Source organism: Acinetobacter sp. 226-1 (assembly GCF_030329325.1).
GTDB classification, from domain to species: Bacteria; Pseudomonadota; Gammaproteobacteria; order Pseudomonadales; family Moraxellaceae; genus Acinetobacter; species Acinetobacter sichuanensis.
Genome location: NZ_JACANU010000021.1, coordinates 1 through 24,755, shown reverse-complemented (window position 1 = coordinate 24,755; position 24,755 = coordinate 1). Strand labels below are relative to the sequence as shown.

27 protein-coding genes are annotated in these 24,755 nt (G+C 34.4%); 13 read left to right on the top strand and 14 right to left on the bottom strand.

The features are described 5' to 3' along the window. Nucleotides 1-520 precede the first annotated feature (520 nt). On the top strand, nucleotides 521-1,150 hold the full coding sequence (locus HX124_RS17055; protein ID WP_286384223.1) for a hypothetical protein: 630 nt from the start codon (nucleotides 521-523) through the stop codon (nucleotides 1,148-1,150). Nucleotides 1,151-1,347: 197 nt separating this feature from the next. Here the strand turns inward: HX124_RS17055 and HX124_RS17050 are convergent, their stop codons facing one another. Beyond that, nucleotides 1,348-2,292, bottom strand: coding sequence for a replication initiation protein (locus tag HX124_RS17050; RefSeq protein WP_286384222.1), 945 nt, complete (start codon nucleotides 2,290-2,292; stop codon nucleotides 1,348-1,350). A 1,086-nt stretch (nucleotides 2,293-3,378) separates the two neighbouring features. Next, nucleotides 3,379-4,080, bottom strand: coding sequence for a hypothetical protein (locus tag HX124_RS17045; RefSeq protein ID WP_286384221.1), 702 nt, complete (start codon nucleotides 4,078-4,080; stop codon nucleotides 3,379-3,381). 434 nt (nucleotides 4,081-4,514) lie between these two features. Between HX124_RS17045 and HX124_RS17040 the strand changes: the two genes are divergently transcribed. Next, entirely contained in the window at nucleotides 4,515-5,402 is an 888-nt protein-coding gene (locus tag HX124_RS17040) for a MobA/MobL family protein (protein ID WP_286384220.1), read from the top strand. Between the two features lie 40 nt (nucleotides 5,403-5,442). Here HX124_RS17040 and HX124_RS17035 read toward each other — a convergent pair whose 3' ends face one another. Then, nucleotides 5,443-5,673: an XRE family transcriptional regulator gene (locus HX124_RS17035; RefSeq protein WP_286384219.1), complete on the bottom strand. Its 231-nt coding sequence runs from the start codon at nucleotides 5,671-5,673 to the stop codon at nucleotides 5,443-5,445. 134 nt (nucleotides 5,674-5,807) lie between these two features. Here HX124_RS17035 and HX124_RS17030 point away from each other — a divergent pair, with 134 nt between their 5' ends. Next, on the top strand, nucleotides 5,808-6,050 hold the full coding sequence (locus HX124_RS17030) for a hypothetical protein (protein WP_286418726.1): 243 nt from the start codon (nucleotides 5,808-5,810) through the stop codon (nucleotides 6,048-6,050). Nucleotides 6,051-6,275: 225 nt separating this feature from the next. On the opposite strand, the gene HX124_RS17025 is transcribed toward HX124_RS17030, so the two are convergent. After that, nucleotides 6,276-7,406 (bottom strand): GTPase, encoded by a 1,131-nt coding sequence (locus HX124_RS17025; protein WP_286384216.1) that lies wholly within the window; start codon nucleotides 7,404-7,406, stop codon nucleotides 6,276-6,278. A gap of 492 nt (nucleotides 7,407-7,898) precedes the next feature. Between HX124_RS17025 and HX124_RS17020 the strand changes: the two genes are divergently transcribed. Then, on the top strand, nucleotides 7,899-8,192 hold the full coding sequence (locus tag HX124_RS17020) for a type II toxin-antitoxin system RelB/DinJ family antitoxin (protein ID WP_286384215.1): 294 nt from the start codon (nucleotides 7,899-7,901) through the stop codon (nucleotides 8,190-8,192). After that, complete coding sequence (locus HX124_RS17015) at nucleotides 8,185-8,466, top strand: type II toxin-antitoxin system YafQ family toxin (RefSeq protein WP_001129137.1); 282 nt, start codon at nucleotides 8,185-8,187, stop codon at nucleotides 8,464-8,466. The genes HX124_RS17020 and HX124_RS17015 overlap by 8 nt, the downstream gene beginning before the upstream one ends. Nucleotides 8,467-8,580: 114 nt before the next feature. Here the strand turns inward: HX124_RS17015 and HX124_RS17010 are convergent, their stop codons facing one another. Both HX124_RS17010 and mobQ read right to left on the bottom strand, forming a co-directional pair. Continuing rightward, nucleotides 8,581-9,051, bottom strand: a complete 471-nt coding sequence (locus tag HX124_RS17010; protein ID WP_286384214.1) for a hypothetical protein — start codon at nucleotides 9,049-9,051, stop codon at nucleotides 8,581-8,583. Continuing rightward, the gene (gene mobQ / locus HX124_RS17005; protein WP_171531989.1) at nucleotides 9,048-10,019 is read right to left on the bottom strand and encodes a MobQ family relaxase; all 972 of its coding nucleotides are present in this window, start codon (nucleotides 10,017-10,019) and stop codon (nucleotides 9,048-9,050) included. The genes HX124_RS17010 and mobQ overlap by 4 nt, the downstream gene beginning before the upstream one ends. 195 nt (nucleotides 10,020-10,214) lie before the next feature. Between mobQ and HX124_RS17000 the strand changes: the two genes are divergently transcribed. After that, nucleotides 10,215-10,499 carry a DUF8583 domain-containing protein gene (locus HX124_RS17000; RefSeq protein WP_286384213.1) on the top strand — a complete coding sequence of 95 codons (285 nt, stop codon included), beginning with the start codon at nucleotides 10,215-10,217 and terminating at the stop codon, nucleotides 10,497-10,499. 2 nt (nucleotides 10,500-10,501) lie between these two features. Further along, nucleotides 10,502-10,813, top strand: a complete 312-nt coding sequence (locus HX124_RS16995) for an HU family DNA-binding protein (protein WP_286384212.1) — start codon at nucleotides 10,502-10,504, stop codon at nucleotides 10,811-10,813. 4 nt (nucleotides 10,814-10,817) lie between these two features. On the opposite strand, the gene HX124_RS16990 is transcribed toward HX124_RS16995, so the two are convergent. Continuing rightward, nucleotides 10,818-11,105 carry a hypothetical protein gene (locus HX124_RS16990; RefSeq protein ID WP_286384211.1) on the bottom strand — a complete coding sequence of 96 codons (288 nt, stop codon included), beginning with the start codon at nucleotides 11,103-11,105 and terminating at the stop codon, nucleotides 10,818-10,820. A gap of 26 nt (nucleotides 11,106-11,131) precedes the next feature. Continuing rightward, entirely contained in the window at nucleotides 11,132-12,094 is a 963-nt protein-coding gene (gene repM / locus HX124_RS16985; protein ID WP_286384209.1) for a replication initiation protein RepM, read from the bottom strand. A gap of 826 nt (nucleotides 12,095-12,920) precedes the next feature. On the opposite strand from repM (HX124_RS16985), the gene HX124_RS16980 reads away from it, so the two are divergent. Further along, the gene (locus HX124_RS16980; protein WP_286384208.1) at nucleotides 12,921-13,793 is read left to right on the top strand and encodes a restriction endonuclease; all 873 of its coding nucleotides are present in this window, start codon (nucleotides 12,921-12,923) and stop codon (nucleotides 13,791-13,793) included. Between the two features lie 577 nt (nucleotides 13,794-14,370). Here the strand turns inward: HX124_RS16980 and HX124_RS16975 are convergent. Then, nucleotides 14,371-15,891 (bottom strand): catalase, encoded by a 1,521-nt coding sequence (locus HX124_RS16975; RefSeq protein ID WP_049590605.1) that lies wholly within the window; start codon nucleotides 15,889-15,891, stop codon nucleotides 14,371-14,373. Nucleotides 15,892-16,106: 215 nt separating this feature from the next. After that, on the bottom strand, nucleotides 16,107-16,889 hold the full coding sequence (locus HX124_RS16970) for a hypothetical protein (protein ID WP_286384225.1): 783 nt from the start codon (nucleotides 16,887-16,889) through the stop codon (nucleotides 16,107-16,109). Between the two features lie 306 nt (nucleotides 16,890-17,195). On the opposite strand from HX124_RS16970, the gene HX124_RS16965 reads away from it, so the two are divergent. The 3 genes from HX124_RS16965 (at nucleotide 17,196) to HX124_RS16955 (ending at nucleotide 20,736) form a co-directional block, all read left to right on the top strand. Continuing rightward, the gene (locus HX124_RS16965) at nucleotides 17,196-18,365 is read left to right on the top strand and encodes a MobA/MobL family protein (RefSeq protein WP_286384226.1); all 1,170 of its coding nucleotides are present in this window, start codon (nucleotides 17,196-17,198) and stop codon (nucleotides 18,363-18,365) included. An 829-nt stretch (nucleotides 18,366-19,194) separates the two neighbouring features. Next, nucleotides 19,195-20,127 (top strand): replication initiation protein RepM, encoded by a 933-nt coding sequence (gene repM, locus HX124_RS16960; RefSeq protein WP_004734968.1) that lies wholly within the window; start codon nucleotides 19,195-19,197, stop codon nucleotides 20,125-20,127. Nucleotides 20,128-20,205: 78 nt separating this feature from the next. Further along, nucleotides 20,206-20,736, top strand: coding sequence for a plasmid replication DNA-binding protein (locus tag HX124_RS16955; RefSeq protein WP_286384227.1), 531 nt, complete (start codon nucleotides 20,206-20,208; stop codon nucleotides 20,734-20,736). A gap of 193 nt (nucleotides 20,737-20,929) precedes the next feature. On the opposite strand, the gene HX124_RS16950 is transcribed toward HX124_RS16955, so the two are convergent. Further along, nucleotides 20,930-21,688, bottom strand: coding sequence for a hypothetical protein (locus HX124_RS16950; protein ID WP_286384228.1), 759 nt, complete (start codon nucleotides 21,686-21,688; stop codon nucleotides 20,930-20,932). 67 nt (nucleotides 21,689-21,755) lie between these two features. After that, on the bottom strand, nucleotides 21,756-23,039 hold the full coding sequence (locus HX124_RS16945; protein ID WP_286384229.1) for a hypothetical protein: 1,284 nt from the start codon (nucleotides 23,037-23,039) through the stop codon (nucleotides 21,756-21,758). Between the two features lie 191 nt (nucleotides 23,040-23,230). Here HX124_RS16945 and HX124_RS16940 point away from each other — a divergent pair, with 191 nt between their 5' ends. Both HX124_RS16940 and mazF read left to right on the top strand, forming a co-directional pair. Further along, nucleotides 23,231-23,476, top strand: coding sequence for an AbrB/MazE/SpoVT family DNA-binding domain-containing protein (locus tag HX124_RS16940; protein ID WP_286384231.1), 246 nt, complete (start codon nucleotides 23,231-23,233; stop codon nucleotides 23,474-23,476). Continuing rightward, nucleotides 23,476-23,817, top strand: coding sequence for an endoribonuclease MazF (gene mazF / locus HX124_RS16935; RefSeq protein WP_286384232.1), 342 nt, complete (start codon nucleotides 23,476-23,478; stop codon nucleotides 23,815-23,817). The genes HX124_RS16940 and mazF overlap by 1 nt, the downstream gene beginning before the upstream one ends. 131 nt (nucleotides 23,818-23,948) lie before the next feature. Here the strand turns inward: mazF and HX124_RS16930 are convergent, their stop codons facing one another. Both HX124_RS16930 and HX124_RS16925 read right to left on the bottom strand, forming a co-directional pair. Continuing rightward, nucleotides 23,949-24,251: a helix-turn-helix domain-containing protein gene (locus HX124_RS16930; RefSeq protein ID WP_286378523.1), complete on the bottom strand. Its 303-nt coding sequence runs from the start codon at nucleotides 24,249-24,251 to the stop codon at nucleotides 23,949-23,951. Further along, nucleotides 24,244-24,600, bottom strand: coding sequence for a type II toxin-antitoxin system RelE/ParE family toxin (locus HX124_RS16925; protein ID WP_286384233.1), 357 nt, complete (start codon nucleotides 24,598-24,600; stop codon nucleotides 24,244-24,246). Before HX124_RS16925 ends, HX124_RS16930 begins: the two co-directional genes overlap by 8 nt. Between the last annotated feature and the right edge of the window lie 155 nt (nucleotides 24,601-24,755).

The window sequence follows — 24,755 nt, the reverse complement described above, 5'->3', positions numbered from 1 at the left end:
ACCTTTAACATTCCTTGTTGCTGCGTTTTATTATTCTCTGGAGCATCCTGCTCGCTATGGGTTCATGATAGGAAGTTGGGGTGGATCTGTATATTCGCCAATACCCTAAAATGTTGTACGTTATGGCTTACAAAGCTTAAAAATTATCCTTAGATTTATCCGCAGAAAATGCGGATAATTTTAAAAATGTGAGCATTGAGAAATCAGGGGAAATTGCATTTTTGATTATTTTTTAACCTATTTTATAGGCAAAAGATATCAATTCCGTTTAAAAAAGCGCCGACATGTAACGAGGTCGGCTTTTTGCTGTTTTTTAGGGTGGTTAAAATTTTTTAAGTCATTGAAATAAAAAGGATTTAAAAGAACCATTTCGCATAAGGCCCATTATGTTAAATAAGGGTGAATTGTAATTTAAATTTACCTTCAGATTCATTTTTTGATTCAAATATAGATTCAATAATTGAATCTATATTTGAATCATGCTATATTTAACACATAAATTAATTTCTGAGTTCCTATCATGAGTCTACTTGATAACTTAACTAAAAAGTTTAGTGGTGATAAAAATACAGTGACATTGAGTGTCCGTGTGACCAATGAAGAAAATGCAGTGCTTCAAGAAATTGCAGATGTTGTTGGCTGTAACCGCCAAGATGTTATTTATCAATTGATTCAGGATTATGCTATTCCTGAATGGCGAAAGATGAAATCTGAAAGTGAAATAGATTTGATTGGTTCTGAGTGTAATTCAGGCACTTCCTACTTTTTACTAAATACGAATAAAACGAACAGTATTATTGACCACAACATAATATTGGAAAAAGGTATTGCTGCAACGTTTGAAGATGATTACATTGGTAAAATGAACCGAATAAAAAAAGATGATGTCGTTTTTCTATATGAATCAGGCTCAGGTATTGTGGCTTATGGTATCGCTAACGGTCAAAATATTGATGAACCAAATCCTGAAAAAATAAATCATAAATCAATGCGTTATCAAGTATTATCTAATTTTATTTTACTTAAAAAACCTTTAGCGGCAAAAGATGTGAAAAATATATTAGATAAAGACATTCCTTTTGCTCAAACCTTATCTAAGGTGAAAGATGGTGAGGTTATTTATTCGTATCTTACAAAGCAAATGGGGTAAGTTTTTTAGTTAACTATTCCTAAAATTAACATAATACACCTTATGCGAAATGTGTTAAAATTCTCGTGGAAATTCAATGCTGTAGTTTCAATTTCATAGTCCATATCTCACGATATGGGCTTTTTTTATGATTTTTCACGTTCCACGACTAATATTTCAGCATTGTTCCACGTTTTTAATTAAATAAACTGAATAATTTATATTGGTTTGAAGTCAGTCTTTTGATGTAAAACTTTAAAAATTCGTTTAGCTGTTTCTTCTCTTACACTTTTCGGATCTCGTAAGATGCCACTAATCCAAAGGGCAAAAGTAGGATAATCAGGAAAATTACTGAGATCTGATAGCTCAGAAAGTTTAGATAAAATCGTGCTGTACTTGTTAATTTGAGCATCAGATAGATTGCAGAACATATCTACTGTCTTTGGATCTCTTGTTGGTGTTATGAGTTTTGGCTTAGTTTTTTCTTTCACTATAAACTTAAAGCCAACGACTGAACGACCTTTTTTGACATTTTCATAAGTTAAATCAATATCAGTATTTGTAGTAATTTCATCTAATGAAGGTTTCAATACACGATCTTTTAAGTTACAAAGTTTATCGTATGATTTAGGTAAACCAAGTTCATTCTTTATATGCTCTAAGGACATTTCAAACTGCCCCATTGCTTGATGTTTTTTGGCTAAGTGATAAAGATCAAAGGAATAATCTTTTTTTAGACTGAGTACAATCTCTTTTTTATATTTAGTGTAGGGGTTTAATTTATCAAATTCTTTTAACATCAATAAAACGATTTCAGGGAAACGTATAGCTATCCCCCCATCTTCATAAGTACAATCAATTACCCAGTTAGATAGCACCCTTTTTCCTCTTTCATTGTTATAAGAAAAACTCCTTTTGATTAGATTTTTACTGGCTAGTTCTAACTGTGTATATGCTGAGTGCGTTTTAATGCCACATTCTCTAGCAAACTCTTCAGCAGTAATCATAATTCTATCTTTTTCAGTCGCGTCAGTGGTTCTAGCAATAGGACTTGCAAGGATTAACATTCGTTTTTCATCAATATTCATACTTTTAAAGCATTCTTGAACATTGTTTTGCATAACAACCCAGCTTAGAGGATATGTTTTTTTATTTTCATCCATATAACTACAACCATCAAAGTATACCTAATTAACTACATAGACATCTATGTAGTTACAACATACATCATTGTTTATTTTTTGACTACGAATTTTGTAGTTTTTTAACAAAACTACATAAGTGCATTTGTAGTTTAATGTCCGGCATTTGTAGTTTTAAAGTCCGGTAAAAGTAGTTTTTAAAGTCCATTTTGTCCGGTATTTGTAGTTTAATGTCCGGCATTTGTAGTTTTTTAAAGTCTGAAAGCATTGCTAGACGTGGGTTAGACGTGGGTCTAAAAGCTTTTAAAAGCTTTTTAAAAGTATAAAAGGGAATTTTATCCAAATTCGGGCTAGGAAAACTGCCCTTGGTACTCGCTAAAGCTCGTACTCTATTGAAGCTCGTTTCTCTCGCTTCGATGGGGCAGTTTTTTTCTTAATTCATCTAGAATTCAAAAAACAAAAGCATGAATAATGCATTCGCTTTGCTCATGCTTCTTGAAAAGCAACAGCTTCATTGTGACGCTCGTAGGCACTCGCTAAAAAAACGCTCTAGTAACAACTAAAAAACGGTTTTTCAGAAGGTCTAGGCGCGACTTTTCATTGTGACGCTCGTAGACACTCGCTAAAAAGCGCTCATTTGCGTTCTAAGCAATTTTATTGCTATCAATGATAGTTTCTCTATGTTTTTATTAAAAGTTGCTAAAAACCCCATTTTTTTGCGTTTAAATAGGGGTTACCAAGGCGTACAGTCATGCTCGTTATCTTTTTCTTGCTTTTAGGCTCATTTTTTGCTCGTTATCTTTTTTTGGCCGTCTTAAAAATGCCAGATATTCTCGTTCTCGTATTTCTGCTCTTGTTGGGATTTTATACTGTGGAATGGCAATATATTTTCTAAAAAAGAAACTTTTAAATCTATGTTTATAGCATTCTAATATTTTTTATGGAAAACCTAAGTGCTGTAGCTGAAATAAATATGTAATAAAAACCCCACAATACCTAAATTATTTAGATAATGGAGAACTTATTGAATGTTTAATTTACATAGATCACTTATAACTTAAGGTTAAAAAAGCAATATACGGTTTTCTAAATACATTTAAAGACGATCTATTCAGGTTTTCTATTTTTATTGAATGGATTTCTTGGATCTTGTTTGGCTACTTGAATTAATTTTTCCATTTCAGCTAAGGATTGTTGAAATAAAATTTTGGTTTTTCTATCTTGGTCTTTAATGAGCATTTGTGTCTTAAATAAATCGAGCATTAAATCTAAATCTTGGTTTGAATCTAATTGATCTAAACCGCTCTGATTTAATAAATTTAAATATAGAGAGCCAATAAAATATTTAATATGATCTTGCTGTTTTTTTAATGATTTACTGGATTGGACTTTTTGATCTTCTTTCGGGTTTAATACTCTTTCTATTTTCGTGGTTATATTTTTTTCTGAGGTTTGATTTCTTTTAATTTTTAAAATTTCAGTTAATGCGTCATGCATTGTAAAGTAAGAATCAATATCTGTTCTTTTATTTAATTCTATAATATTTAATTCTAGTTTTTTTAATTTCTGTGGCTCTGTTTTTTGAATCAGTTGTAATTGGATCATGCGTTTCTGATAGGCATTTCTTTCATAACGACATCGTTGGACTAAGTTTATATCTTGTTGAGTAAGTTGTTTCATAGACTCATATTGAGAAGTCATTTCTAAAAACTCTTCTTCCATTTTTCGCTTAAATGGTAGAGCTTGAATATGTTTAGCCAAATTAATAATTTCTTGTTGTGTTAAAACTAATTTTTTTCTACCAGCCAAAGCGCATTTCCTCATTTTTACACGTTTACAATGATCTTAGTTGAAGTTTGATGTTGTTTAAACTATTTTTTATGTTATAACATAAAAAATAGTTTATCTCGTTTCCGTGTCTTTTTTTGATGATCATTGCTAAAGCAATGATCATCAAAAAAAGACACTCCTCCTCGCTCCTGCGGAGGCTATTTAAGATATTGATTTAATGTAATAAATTAATTATTCATTGTGCTTTTTATAAATTTCCATTCTTTGGTTGAATTATAAGCACTGTCTACTGTTACAAGAAGTTTGTTAGGGGGTGCGACAAGCTTTTTGCATGGAATTTAAGGGGGTGCGACAAACAGATGCACCTTCTTGTTACATGCTTTTTTAGTAAATTTTTAGGGTGTTACAAACAGATACCTTCCTTGTTACAAGAAGTTTTTATGGAGTAAGTCATGTTTTATTTAAATCTACAACATAATATTAAAAAAGAGCATCGTTCTCTAAATGCATTTTATTATTTAACCAGAACAGCACATTTTAAAAATCAAAAAGATGATGAAGATATTGAATTAAGACAATATGGGAATATGCCGAAATGGGCTGAAAATAATCCAAAACTTTTTTGGAAAAGTGCTGACCAGTTTGAAATTTCTAGAGGCAGAACAAGTTCAGTTTTAACTATTGCATTACCCAAAGAATTAATGAGAGAACATAGAATTGAATTAGTTCAAGCATTAATACAATCTTATGTTGGACAATATCAATTTCCTTATACTGCAGTAATTCATAATCATCCCAGTGAAATAACAGGAGAAGAGCAACCGCATTTACATTTGATGTATTCCGAACGAACTCTTTCTGATGATATTGAACGATTACCTGAACAGTTTTTTAAACAGTATCGTCCTAAAAATCCAACACAAGGAGGAGCACAAAAGTTAACAGCAGATGCCTTAGGTTTTGGAAAAAAACAAGTTAAATTATTTCGTGAAAAGGCCGAAGAGATAATCAATTTATCTTTAGAAAAATATGCACCAACAAAAAAAGTGATGGTATATGGTGTAGAAGTTGAAGTAAAAAATCAGGTCAGTTGTTTATCTAATCAAGAATTCAATCAGAAATTTGGGACTCGTTTACAAGATGTACCACAGATTCCTCGGTGGAAACTTTATAGTGCTGATCCTATTATTCAGCTTGAAGTTGAAGCCCAAAAGGAAACCATTAAAAGGATTCGACAAGACAATTTTAATCAAATGTATAACAAGGATTATGAAATCACAATTTCTAAAATGAATGTACTTCAGCAGAAAAACAAATCCGATTTTAATTTTGATAGATAACTTAAATCTGTCCTATCAGATCTTCGATCAGCACAGAGTTTTATAGGTTTGGTTCTTGATAGGATTTAATTTTTTCAAAGACAGGATGGAAGTCTATCCCATCATCTTTCATCATCGAGATTAGAGAAACAATCACTGCAATATGCGTTGGAACTTTACCAATTTTTTTATAGTTTGTAATTGAGTTCGCATTCATATCTAACAGTAATGCGAATTCTTTAATGGAAAGACCAGATTTACCTATAAGTCTCTGAAATTCTTCGTAAGGCATGATTTTAAAACATCATTATTTGGATGAAGCATTATAACATAGACAAATTACTTACAATAAACACATAAATAATGTGAAAAACACATAAATAATGTGTTAATATGACCTCATCTAGTATTTCAGAGGTTCAGCAGATGATGACTCAAACACTTTATATTTCGAACAGTGCAAAAGCATTAGGGATTCAATTAATTCGAGAATTTGATATCAGAAAAAATTATGGGTTTTCATTATTTTTAAATATGTATTCACATTGCGATGATCAACAGTCGACCTTACTTTGGGTTCATCGACATTTAGAAGAGTTTAAAAATCATGATTATCAAGATGTTCGTTCTTATTTTTTAGAATGTTTCCCTGAAAATGCTTTTTTTTAGAATATATGAATATTCAAAACATGTTCCAGTATGTGAAATATTGGAACATGCTTAGTAAGCGCTAACAATTTAACTTCGCATAAGGTGTATTATGTTAATTTTAGCGGAACTACTTAATTCAAAACTTATTTTTCTAAGAAAAATAAAAAGCCGAACTAATAAATTAATTCGGCTTTAAATTAAATATTCTTAGTCTACTTTAGAATGAAATCGATCTCATTCTAGTTATTTAACAAATTTACCAATTAAATCCATAATGGCTTTAATATCTCGACTAATGATAATTTGAGCAATTTCTTTAGCACCAATATGGTTCAACAGGTCTTTAAATTTATTAAACTGTTCTTTTAACTCAGATTTATCATCGAGATTATAACCATTCTCATATATCCAGTTAACAGCACTTAACATTGCAAGAGTTACAACAATTGCTACACCAGCAGCAGCTACATCTAAAACACCTGTAGGTGGTAAAAAAGATTTAGCTAATAAAAATGCACTAGAACCAAGACTTTGACTAGCAAATAAAGGAATTATTGCTATTGCTGATTTTTTACTTAATACCTCACCAGTATAAATATAATGAATGCTCATAATAGCTGCGGCTTGTGTTCCTGTAATATAAAGAGCACTTCCTGGTATAAAGGCCTCAGCTCCTACAGCAACTAATGCACCCAAAATAATTCGCTTGGCAAGTACAGATTTCTTTTCCATTTCCCTAGCTAAAATTAAATCCTTACCATACTCCTTCAAGAATTTAAAAATAGCATCTCTTAATTCATCTACACCACGAATATCTAGATCTGTATCTTCATCAGTATCAGGATCATAACCAAAAGCACAAGTTTGAAAAATATGCTCATCTTCAGCTAAACCTAATGCCTCTTTCCACTGTTGAACAACTTTAGGCAATGCAGATTTACGTTTATCAAACTCATCAATTTTATTTAAAACAACAAAAACTTTTTTACAATGCTCTTTCAATAAATCGTAATGTTGCTTTTGTGCTACATCAGCTGATTCCGCTACAACTAAAATACCGACATCAATATGTAATAATGCATTTCTAGTTTCCGCACTATTTTCATCAATAATATCTCCTAATCCAGGAGAATCCATAACTTCAACATGTTTACCTAGTTTGAATCTTTTTACAGTTGTAGTAACACCAGAAATAGCACCAACAGTAGCTAATTGTTCATTTTTGCTTTTATTAAAAAGTGCATTTAAAAGAGAACTTTTTCCAGCACTTACTTTTCCTACAACAGCAATAGTCACCGTTTTCTCAAGATTCTTTTCTAACTCATCTAATTTTTGATCATTCTCTTTTTCAATGTAATCAGTGTTAATAGCCACTTTTTTCCCCCGAATATATGAATAATTACGCTAAAATATATGCAATATAAATTAGACATATGAATCTTATCTCTTTTTTAATATTTTATTCTTTTAATTTTGATTTAAAATTCAATAAAAGGTTATGATATGGGCGATCTATTAGAACTTGTTTTACGTATTTTTCTAAAAATTCTTGGTAGTTACTATCCTGAGATTTTGATTGGACTGTGCATTGTTATATTTGTACTTTTAGTTATTGTCAAAATAAAATCGAAATCATGAATATTAAAAAGAAAATAAATATAAAATTTAATTTCAATAACTTACTTAAAAAATCTCTTATACGAAATTTCAAAACTAGAATCTTCCTTCAATTTACCCTCCATTTAACATAATGGCGGTTATACGAAATTCAGTTGTCAGAAACCATTTATCACATCAAAAGTAATGAAAAAGTAAAGAATATGCCTTATATTATCTTTACTTTAATGGTTTTTGAGTGAGGGAATCATGTCCGCAGTCAATTTCAATATGCGCTTAGAAGCAGAGTTAAAAGAACAAGTTACCCCAATTTTGGAAGACTATGGTTTGACTATGCCTCAAGCATTCAAACTGTTCTTGAATCAAATCGTTAAAACTAAAACGATTCCTTTGTCTTTTGACTATGCACGAGAACCTGCTTTAACTCCTAAAGCAGCAGCCAAGTTACTTCAATCTTTAAAAGAGATTGAAAATGGCGAGTACACCGAGTACGAAACGGTAGAAGAAGCGATTAAAGCTATGTCGGAAGAAGCACATGGCTAAACGTAAGATTATCGTAACCAGTTCTTTTAAACGTGATATTAAAAGACGTTATTTAGAACTGGTTACGGCTGAATGGGCAGAAGTATTAGATTGTTTAGTCGCAAATAATCCTTTGCCTGAAAAGTATTTAGATCATCCCTTGAAAGGTGGTGCAGAGTTTAAAAATTGTCGTGATTGTCATGTGAAGCCTGATTTAGTCTTGATCTATAGGCTTGTTGGTGACGATATTTTAGAACTGCATCAGTTGGATAGCCATTCCGAAATTTTTGGATGACTATCGCTCGATGCTTTGAAAGATGGCTTTAGCCATGTTTCAAAGTCGGGCAACTTTGCGACTGCTGTCATTGATTCGGTGATGGCAAGAGCCGAGCAAAGTACTGTCTAATCATTATTTTGGGTCAATCACACAATAATCCTTATTCGCTCCGTGATAGTCATTTTTCATGATGCGAACGCAAGACTTCCCATTGCAATTTTTAATATCTAGGCTGTATTTTTGTTCTAGCCATGCAACGTCTGCTCTACGCTGTTTGATTTCGTCCATGCTCGGCACATATAAAAATAATGCTAAAAAGAAAACGATCAGCAAGCTAACAAAAGCACTGGCGTAGATTGCCATGAATCGCCAGTCAAGTTGATTGGTTGCATTGTTTAATTCCCGAATACTGTTGTTGAGTGCGTCTATTTGCTTCTGATTGGCGTTTTTTAGGTGTTTTTCGGTCTTATTGAGTACTCCGCTAGCCACTTCCTTGTAAAACGCTTCTAATCGCTTGTTATCGTCTGCTATGGCTTCTCGATACTCTTTCATAGATGCCAGTAAAATATAGAGCTGGTCATCTAGGTCGTTTTGGTTGCTCATCGGTACATTCCGCCCTGATCTAAGTCTTGTGATGCTTTACGGTTGGCTCGCTCTGCTTGCTGTTGCTCTAGTTTTTGCTGTCGTTGTATTTCGGCTTGGCGTTCTTGTTCTAGGCGTTTAGCTTCTTGGTTTTTCTGCCATTGCTCGAAGCCTTGCTCGGCACGGTTTAAACCGTGCTGTAAAACGCTGTCTGTGCGCTGTTGCTGTTGTTTGAGGTGTTGGGCGTTGTGTTGCTTCACATGGTCGTTATAACGGCTGATTTCGGTGTCTATGCCTTGTCTACGGAGTTGAGTGACCGAAGTCCCCTCATGAATGGTGGCTTGTAGTCCATTGTTCTGATCGGCATAGCTGCGGTGGTCTATTTTTTCTCGGTAGCCTGCTCGCTCCAGTGCGTGATTGGCTAAGTCCGCCCATGTTTCCCGAATTTGCTTAATATCTTCTTGGGTTGTTCCCATATTTAGGCTTTTGCGTTTGGCGTTGCTGAGTTCAATATCTGTTTTTGTCGTCAAAGTAAGTTTATTGTCTGCGTCTAATTCAGCTTTTCGGGTGGTGAGCATAATATGGGCGTGATGGTTTTTATCATTTCCACCTTTGCTGGGTTCGTGAATGGCTAAATCTGCGATCACGCCATAGCGATCAACAAGTGATTGGGTAAACTCTCTTGCCAAGTCCTTACGTTGATCTGCATCCAGTTCGTCAGGTAAGGCAATCACCCATTCTCTAGCGGTTCGGGCATCTTTGCGGTTTTCGGACTGTTCAGCCAAGTTCCACAATTCGCTACGGTCTATTTCTATATCAAGGTTAGACACAATTTCGCTATGGGCGACACCGTCCTTTCTAGTAAAGTCGTGGGTTAGTCCTGTTCGTTCATCTTTGAGTTTTTCCCCTGAACGGTAGGCAGACGATGCAACCGCAGTTCGTCCCGAACTTCGATTCACTGTTTTTGTTGAGCAATGATAAATCGCCATTTTTTCTTTCGCCTTTTTAAATTGCGTAGCAATTTTTTGGGGTTAAGGGGAATCCCCTTACGCAACGATGACTTGAATGAAATTCAAGTCGTAAGTGCTTATTTCATGAAAATCACGATAGCATATTAACCACTTGAATTTCAATTCATAGGGTCTTATGCTTGAGTAATTTTCTATATCCTGAAATTAACCGTTATGACAAAATCTGCTGAAAATATTGAAAAAAAAATTGAAGCCCAGTTAGAGAAGCTGAAACAGTTAAAAGCGCAAAAACAGGCTATCGAAGCAAGAGAAAAAACTAAGAAAAAGGAACAAGAAAGAAAGGACGATACGAGACGAAAAATTTTGCTCGGTTCTTATTTAATTAAGAAAATGCAGAATGGAGTCAACAAAGAAAAAATACTCGCTGAACTCAACGAATATTTAACAGAAAATAGAGATAGACAACTTTTTGAATTACCAAATATTGAGAAAAATTAATTATGAATAAAGCCGATTTAATCGCTAAATTAGCACCTAAACTAAATATTAATCAAGATGAAGCAAGAGTGGTTCTTAATTCTGTTCTTGAAGTCATTACAGAAGCTCTAGTTGAAGAAAAAAATCTCAGATTGGTTGATTTTGGTACTTTTACAGTTAAAAAGCGTGCCGAAAGAATGGGACACAATCCTAAAACTGGCGAAAAACTTAAAATTGAAGCGAAGGAAGTCGTTACTTTTAAACAAGGCAAAGCTTTGGGCGAACAATTCATTGTTAAGCCAAAGAAAAAAAGTAAAGCTAAGAAAAAAGCCTAATTTTTTAGTCCTTTATTTCTTCTTGTATGCTTTTATATTCGGGAATTAGCTCATTGAATATCTTCTGGATATTTTCTTTATCTTCTATCTGTAAATTATCCCGATAGTAAATTAATTCCTCGATTTTGTTTTCCATATGCATTTTTTTTGTGGGGTCAGCATGTTGGGATATTCGGGATAATAGGAAGATATAACCGCATATATTTTCTCGAGCAATTTCGTAATTTACGATGTCAATGTATTCAAGATTTGCAGAATTAATATGGGATGAAAGGTCATTTAATTTAATCATAGTTGAAATCCTGAATAGAAAGTTATCTAACATTTAAAATCAGTTTCAGTCTGTAATGCTTTAAAAATCCGCTTTGCATGTATTGAATTTGCTGATTCAGGATCTCTCAATATTTTTGCAATCCAATTTGCAAAACTTGGATAATCAGGAAAGTTACTGAGGTCTGAAATACTACCTAATTTGCACAAAATTGTACTGTATTTTGCAATTTGCGCGTCAGTTATATTAGTAAATATATCAACTGTGTTGGGATCCCTCTTAGGAGCTACTGTATTCTTAGATTTAGAAGGTTTTGGTTTGAACTTAAATACAAATCCTGTGATATGCCGTCCTGATTTTTGTTGTTCATAGCTAGCTATAATATCTGTATTTTCATTAATTATTTTTACAGCATAATCTAGTACGCGCTTTTTAAAATCATACATTCTTGGATATTCATCAGGCTGAATACCTAATCTATCTCGTAGTTCTTCAATAGTAATTGATGGTACGGTTTTAGTAGATCTCCATTGCATTAACATTTCATAAATTCTTATAGCATGAATACTTGATAAATCAGCCATTTGACAAAGCTGGAAGTAAGTATATTTTTCTTTTAGCTGCCCTACCATACTTAAAACGTCAGGTGTTAAATATAGCGTAATGCTGGCGCTTTTTTCTATATAGCCAATTTTTTGCACCCAACGAGCTTTCATTCTTTCGTACAAGCCCAGAGATTCATCAATAACCTCATCATAAGTAAAATATCTATTAAATAGGCGTTCTGAGGCATCTTTAAGAGCCTGGTAGGCTGTTGCCCTATCAACATTGAAGAGCTGCATATAGTCATCTGCTCGCACCGTAAAGCGTACTTTTTTATAGAATTCCTTATTTACCTCAAATTCAGACAAAGCAGAAAATACCATGTGTAAAACTCTATATTCGGTAACAGAAAGAGAATAATAGGCTTCGGTTAAAGAATTACTTTTCTTAACTAGATCCTTTTTCATTAGAGGGCATCATTTTCATGTTAATAAGACGACATTAACAAACTAGTCGTCTTATTGCAAGGTATCCGTCGTCTTATTGCAAGGTATCCGTCGTCTTATTGCAAGGTATCCGTCGTCTTATTGCAAGGTATCCGTCGTCTTATGTTCTCTGTAACCCTTGTATTTAAAAGCTCTAAGTGTTGCTAAAGCTTTTAAAGTATTTAAATACTTTAAATAGAAAAAATTATAAAATCATAAAAAATTGCCCTATGTACTCGCTAAAGCTCGTACTTTATTGAAGCTCGTTCCTCGCTTCCAGGGGCAATTTTTAGTTAATTCTATTTGTGAAGTCTCAAAAAAAAGCAATTATGAATTCGCTTCGCTCATATTTTTTAAAAGCAAAAGCTTCAATGTGTCGCTCGTAGACACTCGCTAATAACTACAGTAAAAGATTAAAAAAGAGCAAAAACAGTTTTTCAGAAAGTCGAGGCGCAAATTTTCATTATGTCGCTCGTAGACACTCGCTTGGTTCTTATTATTTAGGATTTAATTGTTTAAACAGACTAATCAAAAGCGTGAAACATTGATGAAATACTAAGCGTGGAACGGTAAAAGTCGACAAAAAAGCCCAATCGGCAAGGATTCAGTTTTAAGAATTCAATTAACATATTGAATTAAAAAAAATAATTTAGACCATTTCATATAAGGGGTATTATATTAATTTTAGAAAAACTGAAGAGTCAAAAATGTAAAGACATTATAAATAAGCTTATGAAATAGCTTCAATATTCATGAAACTGAATTATATTTCTGAGATATAATTTTCTATTTTATAAGAGAATTCTACATGTTTTCCTTTTTCAAAAAATCGCTTTCTGCCGAAGAGCTGTCTAAATTAATTATTAATGAAAGTGGCAAAGAAGAATGGTTCATTAATCATTTTCATAGAGATAGCTCACCATTTTTTGGAGATAATCTTGAAGAAATTTGCGGATCAATAAAAACAGCAATAATCAGACATTATTTAATATCTAATAATTACATTTCTAAATTACTCTTAAAAAGAAAACAACTAAGATATATTGATTCTTATGGTGACTTAGTAGAAGAAGATTGGAATAAAGAAGTCAAAAAATTCACAAAAAAAAGATCAGGTGAAATTTTTGAATTTGTTATAAATCATACACCTGAAGTAATTTATAAAGAATTAAAAAAGCAAAAACAGTATTATTATCCTGATTCTGAAAACTTTTATTATGAGATTTTATCAATAGTTGACTTGAACGAAGTTTACGAATGTACAGATTTAGAAGATAGGATAACCTTATTAAAAAACATCGATAATGTTGATACAGATAATTATTTAGTAGATGAACAAAAAGACTATCATGAGTATGAATCTATAGTTAGTAACATGTTTGAGATACTGGGTTGGAAGACATTGATTACCCCCAAAATTGGCGATCAAGGTGCTGATATTATTATAGAAAAATATAATCTGAAATTTGTCGTTCAATGTAAACTATATAGCCAACCTGTTGGAAACAAAGCTGTTCAAGAAGTTATTGCTGCCAAAGGATTCTATGAGGCTTTCGGGGCTATTGTCGTTACAAATAATGACTATACAAAATCTGCAAGACAGCTTGCAGAGTCTCATTCAGTAATATTATTACATGATTCCCAAATAATTGAATGGAATAACATATTTGATGAAATCTAATTAAAAGGGATAAGCTATAGAATATTACTTTGATATAGCTTAACTATATTGACTAGAAAAATTCAAATACCACGAAAATAATGCCCATTTAACATAATGGGCCTTATGCGAAATCAATTTGTAATAATCCTGTAATATCAATCAGTTAGCCTAATTTAAAAACTCAAAAAATGACCCAAAAGCCGACATTGTTACATGTCGGCGTTTTTTTAAACGAAATTGTCATTTTTTGCCTATAAAATAGATTAAAAAATAATCAAAAATGCAATTTCCCCTGATTTCTCAATGCTCGCATTTCTGAAATCATCCACAAAATTTGCGGACAACTCTTGGGATAATTTTTAAGCTTTGTAAGCCACAACGTACAACACTTTAGGGTATTGGCGAATAGCCAGATCCCCTCTAATTTTCTATCATGAACCCATAGCGAGCAGGATGCTCCAAAGCATAAAACAATCATAATAAGCAAAACACCAGGATCGTGAGGGATGACAGGAGTTGGCCCTAAGACGCAAATACGAAAAACCCCGACAGGATGTCGGGGTTTTTTATTAACTATCTAAATCAAATTTCCACATTAAAGAAAACTTGGCAAACCTTTAGCAGGATCTGTTTCACGTGCCGCTTGAGCATCTGCTACAGTCATACCTAAGGCCTTAGCAACGCCTTGCCCATAAGCTGGATCGCAAGCATAACAGTTGCGGATATGACGGTATTTGATGAAATCTAGCGCATCACCCATCGCTGCGGCCGTGTTATTAAACAGGGCCTGTTTCTGCTCATCATTCATCAAATTGAACAGGGCACGTGGCTGGCTGAAGTAATCATTGTCATCTTCACGGAAGTCCCAGAAATCAGCATCACCGGTAATCTTTAATGCTGGTTCTTTAAACTGAGGTTGTTCCTGCCACTGGTTAAAACTGTTCGGTTCATAATGTGGCAATGAACCATAGTTGCCATCCATGCGGCCCTGACCATCACGACGATTAGAGTTTACAGGGCAGCGTGCAGCATTGACCGGAACCTGTGAATGATTTACACCAACACGGTAACGCGCTGCGTCGGCATAGTTCACTAAACGTGCCTGTAACATACGGTCCGGTGAGTAGCTGATGCCCGGTACAAGATTACTAGGTGCAAAGGCTGCCTGTTCTACATCCTGGAAATAGTTTTCCGGATTGCGGTTCAGCTCAAATTCACCGACTTCAATCAGTGGATAATCGCCCTTCGGCCAGACTTTGGTCAGGTCAAATGGATGATAAGGCACTGTTTCGGCTTCCAGTTCTGGCATGACTTGAACGTACATTTTCCATTTTGGATAGTCGCCACGTTCGATGGCATCAAACAGGTCGGTCTGGCTGCTTTCACGGTCTTTGGCAATCAAGTCTGCTGCTTCAGCATCGGTCAGGTTCTGGATGCCTTGCTGGGTACGCATATGGAATTTCACCCAGAAGCGTTCATTTTGGGCATTGATAAAACTGAAGGTATGGCTGCCAAAACCATGCATATGACGGTAGCCAGCAGGAATACCGCGATCCGACATGACAATGGTCACCTGATGCAAGGCTTCAGGCAATAATGTCCAGAAATCCCAGTTATTGGTGGCACTGCGCTTGTTGGTTTTCGGGTCACGTTTGACTGCTTTATTCAGGTCAGGGAACTTGCGGGCATCCCGTAGGAAAAATACCGGAGTATTGTTGCCAACTAGATCCCAGTTGCCTTCTTCAGTATAGAATTTCAGGGCAAAACCGCGAATATCACGTTCTGCATCGGCCGCACCACGTTCACCCGCCACCGTTGAGAAACGCGCAAACATTTCGGTTTTTTTGCCGACTTCAGAGAAAATTTTAGCGCGGCTATATTGGGTAATATCATTGGTCACGGTAAAGGTACCGAAAGCACCTGAACCTTTGGCATGCATACGACGCTCTGGAATCACTTCACGGACAAAGTTGGCCAGTTTTTCATTCAGCCATAAATCCTGGGCAAGTAAAGGTCCACGCGCACCTGCCGTCATACTGTTCTGATTGTCGACCACAGGGGCACCAGCTTCAGTAGTCAGGTGGGTAACAGGACATTTTTTAGGGTCTTGACTCATACTATTAACTCCCGTTTCTTTTAATTTAAATTTCCTACAGAAATTTAAGATTTTCAATCCTATCTTACCCTTTACTTGCTTATTAAAATATTAAACTAAGGATATTTTTGAAAATTTATAGCCAACTGATTTAACATAAAATCTCTTATACGAAATTTGACTGTAAGCCCAAAATAGAAGTGTCCTATACGACACTTCTACTTAAAACACATGAACTACTTGGCAACTGAATCAGTTTTTTGCTTTAGCTTTGTCTGAGCTTCCTCAATAGCAAAATCCAAAAATGTCACGGTCTCACCTTTATTACCGTACAGTGCAAGTTGATTGAGCACCTCAAAAAGTAACTCATATTTTTCTTTAGTTCCAAGATCTAATGCACCTACCTTTTTAAAAATTCTAGATTGACGAAATTTTCCTGCAAGATAACGATCTTTTTGCACTTTATTTAAAAATTTCTGAGCGTCCAAAGAACCATCATTTGGAGTTTTATAAAGACTTAAAACACCACCCCCCACTTCAAACTTACGTTGGTTCTCAGCTTTACGTTTTTCTCTAGTATCTTTTTTCTGAATCTGACTCAAGTAAAGTTCAAGATCCTTTAACTGTAACTGCTGAGCTTTAAAACGATAATATCTGGTACACATTGTTTTTAAGATATTCGTTTCGGCCATATCTAATTCTTTGTTCTGATATGCCTGAAAAAGCTCTATAAATTTAACTTCATATTCAGTCTGTTTAGGTTGGGCAGCAAGCTCATCAAACAACAATTTCAACTTCAGATGTTCACGATAAGGTTTTAAAGCCTCTTTGACCAAGATCTGTTGAGCTTCTGACAACATTTCAAAATTAAAGTCCTCAGCTTGTAGTGCATCAATAACCTGATTTTGCAATTCAGAGCGAGAATCTTTTTCTAACAGGAACTCAACGAAAGCGTGTAACTCTGCTATTTGTAAAAGTTGAGCTGGTCTACCACGCTTTTTTGCTTTTTCTTGGGTCATATCATCTGCCGCCTAATTTTCAGAACTGCTACCGATTTAAATATGGTTTTACCATATTTAAATCGGGCAGTCTGAAAATAATTATTTAAATTAAAAATAAAATTTCTTGAAAAGAATTTTTATTTTTAATTTAAATAATTCGCACTTGACAGTTTCTCTTGATCAGAGAAACTAGTACGCAATGGGGCGATTCCCCCTTGACCCCCTTCAACCGGATTTTTCAGCCATTCAGGCATTGCAAATCCGGACGGTTTTCATTCCGTTTCACTGCATAAAAACCGAACACACAACCCAATAGAGGTGCGCATGGCTAGCTATCATTTCAGTGTGAAAAGTAAAAATAAGGGCTATGCAATCAGCCATTACCTCTACATCTCCCGACTGATGCAATATGACGGCATTCGTAAAACCAGCAATGAAAAACTTGAACACATTGAACCAGGACGCTGCATGCCTGCCTTTGTCAAAGATCCAATCGAATTTTGGCAGGCAGCAGATAGTTATGAACGAGCCAATGCCAAAGCCTATATTGAGTATGAAATTGCCCTGCCGAATGAATTCACGCCAGAACAGCGTAAAACGCTCATAGAGACGTTTTTAGACAAACACATAGTCCCACAGCAATATCCGCATTCATACGCCATACACAACGTAAAATCACGCATCAGTGGCGAAGATCAGCCCCATTGTCACCTGATGTTTTCTTTAAAGGCGGATGATGGAGTGGAACGTACTGCAGAACAATATTTCAAACGCTATAACGCGAAGGACCCAGCCAAAGGTGGCGTTAAAAAAATCCAGCTCCAAGATGGGCATCAAAATTACTCCGAATTTTTACTGTTCATCCGTAAAGCCTGGGAAAACCACTTAAACGATGCCCTGGCTCAACACTGCCCTACCGTGACTTACCATATAGATGGCCAAGACATCACAATCAAAAACCAGGTTTCAGCAGACAGCTATGAAAAATATAACGAGATCCACAGCACGCTATACCTTCCAGAGCCAAAACTAGGCGTTGGCCAACAAAATGCGACAGCGGAATATCTCGCCCAAATCCAAAAAATCAGAGAACACAACCAGCAAGAACGAAAACTCGAAGAACGCCAAAAGCAATTAGATCAACAACATGAATATTTTTATAGTGCTGAAAACCATCCATTTTCATCATTGGAAGTGATGTATTACCTGAATTATTTAGTGAAGAACCAGAAAAATAAGGAAAAACTGGAAAAAGATTTTAGTGAAATTATCAAAACCCAAGAGCCTATATTGCATCAAGAAGGCTGGAACCTTCAGAACATGAATCGAAAATTGAGAGATTCAGAGCATAACTCAACGCCATACTTTGAGTTTGAAGTGTATTCCCAGCCAAAGTATCCATTACCCACGCAGAATAAGCCCCCTCAACCGGTTCAACCCGAACAGCCAAAGCAAAAATCTGATGATTATGATTACGGTGGTCCAGGTTTTTAAAATTATCTGGTTTTATTCAGGCCTTACAGAGCGAGTGTCTACGAGCGAACAGACACAATTAAAATTTTCGCCATGTTTTTCCCTGATTACAAGCTCCCCTTTGCTGTAGAGATTTAGGTGCAGAGCATCCCGTAGGGTGCGAACAGATTGAATGTGCTTCTAGTCCGAGCGAAGCGAGCATAAAAAAACTTATGAGCGAAGCGAATTCCGAGCTGCTTTTGCTTTTTTTGAAGTTATCACGAGATTAACCCAAAAATTGCCCCTTCGAACTGAGCGTAAGCGAAGTTCAATAGAGTTTGAGCGTAGCGAAAACATAGGGCAATTTTTCCTATCCTGAGCTTTTAATTATTTTTAATACTTTTAAATGCTTTTAAATCCTCTGGATGCTCTTTCATCTATAGGTTACAGCATTCAATAAACTAGGTTTATAGACCTTTAAAGCTAGGTTTATAGACCTTTAAAGCTAGGTTTATAGACCTTTAAGCTAGGTTTATAGACCCTTAAAACAATTCATATGTTTCTTTAAACTAGGTCTATCGATCTTCCTAAACTACTTCCTACAATTCTTTAAACTAATTGTTAAAACTAGCTTATTAACTCAAATAAACTACGACATATGCTTTTTTAAACTAATTATTAAACTAGGTTTATCGATCCTACTAAACTGCTTCCTACAATTCTTTAAACTAGCTTTATCGACCCAATTAAACTGTATGTTTTAAAAGCATAAGATATTAATAGAAAAAGACTTATTGAATATAAAATAATCTATTGAACAATACACTTAAATAGTCTATGTTATGACCTAGCTTTTTAAAACTTATTAGAAATGACTAAACTAGTTGTAAAAGATAATGCATTAGTCCAGGCAAGCTATACCTTAGATACCGTTGAGCAGCGTTTAGTATTATTGGCGATTGCTGAGGCACGAGAAACAGGACATGGAATAACTGAAAATAGCTTGTTAGAAGTACATGCTAGTAGCTATATAAATACCTTTAATGTTGAAAAACATACAGCCTATACCGTACTTCGTGATGCATCTAAAAGTTTATTTGATCGCTATGTCACATACCATGATGTTAATCCTAAGACAGGTAAGGATCGTAGCTTTCACTGCCGCTGGGTCGACAAAATTGGATATGAACCTAAATCGGGTATCGTTTTCCTACGATTTACACAAGACATTGTTCCTCTCATAACTCGACTGGAAGAAAATTTCACTAAATATGAACTAGAGCAAGTTTCACGGTTAACTAGCTCTTATGCTATTCGGCTATATGAGTTATTAATTCAATGGAGATCCACTGGTAAAACTCCAGTTTTTGATCTATCTATTTTTAGACAACAACTTGGTGTCGAAGCTCATCAATACAAAACAATGAGTAATTTTAAAACGTATGTTTTAGATTTTGCTCTTGAACAAGTAAACGAGCTAACCGATATAACAGCTAAATATGAACAATATAAAAAAGGTCGTACTATTTCAGGTTTCTCTTTTACTTTTAAACAGAAAAAAAAGCCTAAAGATGTAAAAGCTCAGCGAGATCCAAATACACTCGACCTCTTTTCACAGATGACAGATAAACAACGCCATTCCTTTGCTGCCAAGCTTTCTGAGTTACCAGAGATGGGATGCTACTCTGAAGGTACCGAAAGCTACCAGCAATTTGCTGTACGTATTGCTGAAATGCTCCAAGATCCAAAAAAAATCAAGGAATTCCTCCCACACCTTCAAAAGGTCGGTTTTAAAGTTGCTTAAATTACATACTTGATCATTTGTCTATTAGACAGTCTAATAGACATCAACTTTTGACAAGATTAGGCATAGTTTTACACCATGAAAAGCCTTTCAGTTCTTGAATTATCCAAACTTTACAACATCAATAGACAAACTATTTACAACCATATAAATAAAGGAATTTTAAGTAAAAATTCTGATAATAAAATTGATTTTTCTGAAGCTATCCGTGTATTTGGGGAGCCTGCTAAAAAACCGGATGTAAAAGAACCTGTAAAAATAGACAGTCCAAATTCGGCAGAAGTTTTACTACTTAGGCAGCAGATAGACATGCTAAAAAATCAGCTTGATGATGCTAAAGATAGAGAATCGTTCTATCAGAATCAGATTGAAACGATGCAACGCTTATTAGAAGCCCCAAAACCTAATATGACTATGTTTACCGATCAAGAACCGGTGCGATCAAGCATGGTCCAAACAGATCCCGAACCGGACACAGCAGAAGCTAAACATGACGGATTGACTACTCCGGAGCAGACGGAAAATAAGCGCATTCCAGTGCCGGAGCAGGTTGAACCGGAGCAGCCGAAAAGAGGCTTCTGGAGCCGATTTTTTCTGCCGAATGGCTAAGAGGCTTGTTTAGGTGTACTAATCAAAGTTGTGAAACATTGATCAAAGAATAGTCGTGGAACATGAAAAATGCATAAAAAAGCCCGATCTGGAGGATACGGGCCAATCAAAATGATATATACCATTGATTAATAAAGACAATTATAACTCATTTCGTATAACGCGTATTATGTTAATTTTAGAAATTCTTAAATTAATCATGGTCAAACTTGTGAAATTTTAATAAATCAAATCTCAATGTCTGATCATTAATTTGATAAAGTAGATATGAGTCTATTATTTGTGAATAGTTGTTTTCTAAGAATTGAAATATATCATCAGCTTCTAGCTTTTCTCCGCTTGGTTTTATCGCATTATAGTGAAAATCCCATTCATGTTTTATACCGCCAGAGTCATAAAGAAAGGCTGTTTTATCTACATTTTTAACAGCATAGACTAAAATATAAGTAACATAATCATTGTAAACTATACCATTGAACTTATTGGTTATTTTTGAAATTTTCGTATAATTAAAAGCTAATGTTTTATGTGGTTTTGCCTTACACTTTATGATTTTATCATCTGATTCAATATAAATTTCTGCATCCCAAAATTCAGGAAAATATCTATCTTCACCAAGACTAAGATGGCTAAATTCTTCTGTTTCTACATTGATAGATTCATAAGGCTTTAAAATTAATGGTGGAGAACACTTATGTATTTCCAAGTAATAGCTCTTGTCAAAAACACAAACTATTTTATAAATGCTTAAAGGTTTGTCTTTTTTATTTTGAAAAACTATATTATTTATTCTTGTATGAGATGAACCTCCAGATGTCACCGTATAAGTAACATTTACTTTATCTCCTATTTTTCTCCAAGCAAAGAACACCGTAAAGATAGAAGCAGATAAAGCTATCACTGGCCTAAAATGTTGATCAAGCCATTCCCAAATTATTGATAAGTATTCCAATGATGTCAGTTTTTTCTAATAAAAAATTTATTATAGATATGAGTACTATTATTTTCTATTAATTGACCTATATTTTTCTAGGAATACGTAATGTTGTTTTTATTTTGATAGGATGAACATCTTCAACACTTTTCCAAGCTATTTCTTTATTTTTGAAAATTTCAAGCTGATTGATAAGTGACTCTAAATCTAAATCAGAATTTTGATTAGATGCAAAAGGTAATGCATATACAATGCTAGTTTGACCTATCTCCAACCTTATGATTTTAAAAGGTAGGCCTTTGTCATCTCCCTTTCTAGTCCATATATGGATTTTGACATGGTGTTCTGCATTAACTTCATGAAAAATACCAATATTCATAAGGCTATCATGTGAAGTCAATTCTGTTGATCTAACCCATTTAATAGTATCTTTTAAGCAATCTAAATCTGCTTGTTCAGAAACTATAGATAAAGCAAGTTTACATAATGCTTTATATAGGTTTTTAGGGATAAATTTATCTTTAGGCTCTAGTGTTAATTCTGCAAAATCTTCATGCTCGACTATAGTTTCAGATATATTTTCTATAACGGTTATATTTCCATCATTTTTCAATTTTAAATTTTCATACGGCACTTCTAACGCTTTATTAACTACAGACATTCTCTGTACGTTTAAAAATGTCATTAAATCATTCTCAATTGTTGTGCCAAAATGCTCGTTGCATTCATCACATTCATCAAGACAGAAGATACTTATATTGCCCAATCCCCTTGAAATAGCATGTGCTTTTTTCTTAAAGGTTACTTCTGGAAAATATTTAAAGCAAAATCTACAACGTTTTACTTCAGCTCCTTCTTGGCTTGAGATTTTAGTAGTTACTTTGCTATTAGATTTTATACTTGTGTATGCGTATAGCTCCTCAAAAGGATTTAAGTATTCCTTATAATATTTCATATACATCTGATATAGCTTATTTATTTCATCCATAGGTAATTCATTTAGTTCTAATTCTTCTATATTTTCCACTCTATGAATTGCATCTACATACAGATCAATTTTATCGAATTGTTCTTGAGGGAAGGGTTGTCCATTTCCTAGATGAAAGATCATAAAGAAATTATTTTCTGGTTCACTTTTTATACATTGAACAATTCCATGAAATTCAGGATTATGCCTAGTTAATTCAGAAAAATGTTCTAACAAAAACTGCTTATATTCTGGTTTAAGTTTTTGCAAAGGATCAGATCCTAGATTTAATCCAATTTCTTCAAAAAATGAGCAAACATCTGCTAAAGATAGCTCTTCCTCCTCATAGGTAAAGCTACATTCTGAGAAAAAAAAGTGGAATGAGAATATAGGTAATTTCATTTTATTAATGTTTTTTAATACTTTAACTATCTTTAAATATATCAAAAAATAGAGACTTATATTTTTTATTATCGTCAGTCTTAATTTCCATATTTAAAAGTTGGTGTTCAAAAATGTATCAACTTTGTTGACACTAAAGATTTTAAAGCTTAATGTATATACATTGTAGACACCAAAGAAAGAGAACTGTCATGGAACTAGCTATTAAAAAGTGGGGAAACAGTGCAGCTGTTCGCCTACCTTCTGTATTATTAGAAAGCCTTGATCTGAAATTGAATAGTCTTGTTGAAGTATTTACTCAAGATGAAGTCATTGTAATTAAACCAATTAAACAAAAATCAAATATCTCTTTAGAACAGCTTTTAGCAGGTATAACCCCTGATAATTTGCATGGTGAAATTGAGACTGGAAATGCAGTAGGCAAGGAATTCTATTAATGAGCCACACTTATGTACCTGAGGAAGGTGACATTATCTGGATTGATTTTAATCCACAAAGTGGACATGAACAGGCAGGTCATAGACCTGCCTTAGTTTTAAGCCCATCATCGTATAATAAGGCTACAAGCCTATTAATCTGTTGCCCAATTACAAGACAGATTAAAGGGTATCCTTTTGAAGTAAATATCTCTGGTAATCCTAAAAATGTGGCCTTATCAGATCAAGTCAAAAGCTTAGATTGGGTAGCTCGATCAGCAACAAAAAAAGGACAGGCTAAACCCACCGAACTTGAAGAAGTACGAGAAAAAATTGCAGCGTTGCTGAGAATTGCAACATAATATTCTGTCAAATCGTAGTCATGCAATAACAGTTATTTGAGTCATAGACACCTTTATAGGTGTCTTTTTATTTAACATAAAATCTCTTATGCGAAATTAAAAATGGGAACCCTATAGCTCCCATTTTATTGTTAAACATTGAATCCTATATGCTTTCCTGTCGGAAGTTCTACATCAATGCGGAGTTTCCCTCCCATAGCTTCAACATATTTTTTCATCGTTGAAATTTTCAGATCATTCCCACGATTTTCAATAGCCGAAAGAGAAGGTTGTTTAATACCAAGGGTTTCAGCTAATGCTTTTTGAGAAATTTCTAATTCTTCACGAATGAGGTAAAGCTGATTTTCTAATAATAACTCATCAGCCATTTGTTGAATACGAGCTTGGCTCTCCGGAGAGCGACTAGCCAATAATTCTTGTAGGGTCTTAGCCATCAGATTGTTCTCCTAAAGTTGAAAGATGAAGTGCGTACTGCTCATCTGCAATTGCTAGCATCTCTGTATAAAAACGCTTTTTATTACTCTTATCACCAATACACAGCACAATCGCTTGTCGTAATGGATCGAATGTAAAAAATGCCCTTAATGGTTTACCACGATGCTGAACACGAAGTTCCTTCATATTGGTAAATTTAGAATCGTAGACCGTATCGACTAAAGGACGACCTAAACTAGGACCTTGCTGTTGTAGAACAACCAATGCAGCCAAGACTTTCTCTTGTGTTGCTTCATCTTGCTGTTCAAGCCATTCATTAAACAGATCCGTTGTAATGACTGTCCACATATTACAACCAAAATATAGATTATAGTCTATATTTTAAATCTGATTGAATGACTTTGCAAATGGCAATAAAAAACCCCGACATCCTGTCGGGGTTTTTCGTATTTGCGTCTTAGGTTTAACTCCTGTCGAACCTTTAACATTCCTTGTTGCTGCGT